2 protein-coding genes are annotated in these 2,287 nt (G+C 29.7%); both read left to right on the top strand.

Going from position 1 to position 2,287, the window contains the following annotated elements; translation table 11 throughout:
• The first annotated feature begins 215 nt into the window (after positions 1-215).
• Complete coding sequence (locus Q4548_RS16540) at positions 216-1,181, top strand: Fic family protein (protein WP_303457106.1); 966 nt, start codon at positions 216-218, stop codon at positions 1,179-1,181.
• A gap of 138 nt (positions 1,182-1,319) precedes the next feature.
• Complete coding sequence (locus tag Q4548_RS16545; RefSeq protein ID WP_303457108.1) at positions 1,320-2,063, top strand: hypothetical protein; 744 nt, start codon at positions 1,320-1,322, stop codon at positions 2,061-2,063.
• Positions 2,064-2,287: the final 224 nt, after the last annotated feature.

Below are 2,287 nucleotides of genomic sequence, written 5' to 3' on the forward strand. Positions count from 1 at the left end.
ACTAAGTCGCCAAATCTTGTTGATTTGGCTTTGTGAAACCAAAGAAACAAATCCAAACAAAAAGCTTCGGCTTAGTAACAGTCCGAAAATCTTGGCGATTTTCTTCCCGCACTAATCCTAGCCAAAACCGTTGGGCACAATAAAAAAAATCACTAAAAAATAGAATATTCTAAGAATTGAATCTATCTTTGATAATATCAAATGATAGCATCATAATGAAACCACCTTACGATATTACTCCTAAAATTTTAAAACTAATCACTTCTATATCTGAAAAAATAGGAGAAATAAATGCAACTTTTCTAGACAAACCCTCTCCTACTCTTAGAAAACAGAATAAAATTAAAACGATTCATTCTTCTTTGAAAATTGAAGGTAATACACTTACTGAAGAACAAATAACTTCATTACTTGAAAACAAGCGAGTTATTGGCCCTAAAAAAGATGTTTTAGAAGTTTTAAATGCCATCGAAATATATGAGAATATTGAAAAATATAATCCTCTATCTGAAAAATCATTTTTAAAGGCTCACAGCGTTTTAATGAGTGAATTGATAGAAAACCCTGGGAAATACAGAAAACAAGGTGTAGGAATCGTAAAAGGCTCAAAAGTAGAACATCTTGCTCCTCCTCATGAAAATGTTCCTTTCTTAATGAAAGATTTATTTGAATATTTAAAAACAGACGAAATAGAATTAATCAAAAGCTGTGTGTTTCATTACGAAATGGAATTTATTCATCCTTTTTTAGACGGTAACGGCAGAATGGGAAGATTATGGCAAACATTAATTCTAATTGAAAAATATCCAGTTTTTGAATACATACCATTTGAAACATTAATAAGTAAAAATCAAGAAGAATATTATAAAGTACTTGCGTTATGTGACAAAACAGGTAAATCAACTTCATTCATTGAGTATATGCTTTCTATAATAAATAACTCTTTAAATGAATTATTAAATTATAACAACAGAAATTTTAATACTGAACAAAGACTTGAATATTTTAAATCTTTAGAATTTGAGGAATTTTCAAGAAAAGATTACATGGATATATTTAAAGATATATCTTCTTCAACAGCAAGTAGAGATCTAAAAAAAGGTATTGAATTAGGAATTTTAATTAAAATTGGAGAATTAAATAAAACCCGATACAAAATTACTGTGCCCAACAACAGCTAAAAAACATAGCTTTTTTGTGCTTTAACAAAGTTGGTTTTTTATTTATTTTGTGTAGTTTTAGTCTGAAAATTAATCGGCTAGTTTAACGCTACGTTTCCTAGCTAAAACCGTTGGCAACAAGCTGAACAAATCAAGAAAATGAAGTTATTAATTTGGACATTATTACTTTTCACAAACATTTCGATTGCTCAATCGGATGAAAAATTTCTGACTGATTTTATGTTTGAAAGTGAACTGAAACCTAAAAATGTTTTAGACAATCACAATAGTTTTGACTTTTCCGAAATTTGGAATCAAACAGAAAATCACAATGTTTTAGGAATTATAGGAAAAGAACATCAGCGAATAAAAATTAAACTGATTTCTGTAAAAAAAGACAAAACTAATCCGAATGAATATTTTGTATTTGGAAAGTCTTGTGTTAAAGGAACAATCTGTGATTTTAACGGAAAAATAACTCTGACCGAAATAAAAGAAGTTAGAGAATTGCATTTCGGAGTTGACGATGAATATTCCGAAAAAGGGATTAAATCTCAAGGAGTTTTAATTGCGAATTATGAGTTTATAGAAAATAAAGAACAAAAGCATAGCGGAATTTTCAAAGGTCAATTATACACGAAATGGTATTTGACTTCCGACAAAAAAATCGAATACGATAATATAGAATCAATAGCAGATGGATATACAAATAATGCATTCATCGGAATTTGGAAAAGCAATACAACCGACAAAGAAAAAGTTTGTAATTGGGCTGATTTCAGAGTTCCAAAAGTGAATCGAGATTTTGACATTGGAGCTGGAGAATTTTCACCGAATAAAAAGTATTTTAATAAAGGCTGGTCCGACTATAAACCAATGGAAACCAAACAATGGTGGAAATAAAGCGTTGCCAACACCGTATAAAAATAATGCTTAGTTTAGTGCTTAATCAAGAGTCCGTGCACTTTTGTTACGTCTGATTTTCCTGCGGAAAATCCTCGCACACAAAACCGCACTATTCTTATACATAAACGTTAGGTAACATTGATGAAAATGTAAAATCCTGAAATAGGTTGACTAAAAATTCATCAAATATTAGTCACTTATGGAAAGTAAACACAAACAAC

Source organism: Wenyingzhuangia sp. 2_MG-2023, assembly GCF_030548295.1.
Classification (GTDB): Bacteria; Bacteroidota; Bacteroidia; order Flavobacteriales; family Flavobacteriaceae; genus Wenyingzhuangia.

Excerpts from the sequence above, each read along its gene's own strand:
- Q4548_RS16540 (WP_303457106.1), top strand. The coding sequence starts at position 216 with ATGAAACCACCTTACGATATTACTCCTAAAATTTTAAAACTAATCACT.
- Q4548_RS16545 (WP_303457108.1), top strand. The coding sequence starts at position 1,320 with ATGAAGTTATTAATTTGGACATTATTACTTTTCACAAACATTTCGATT.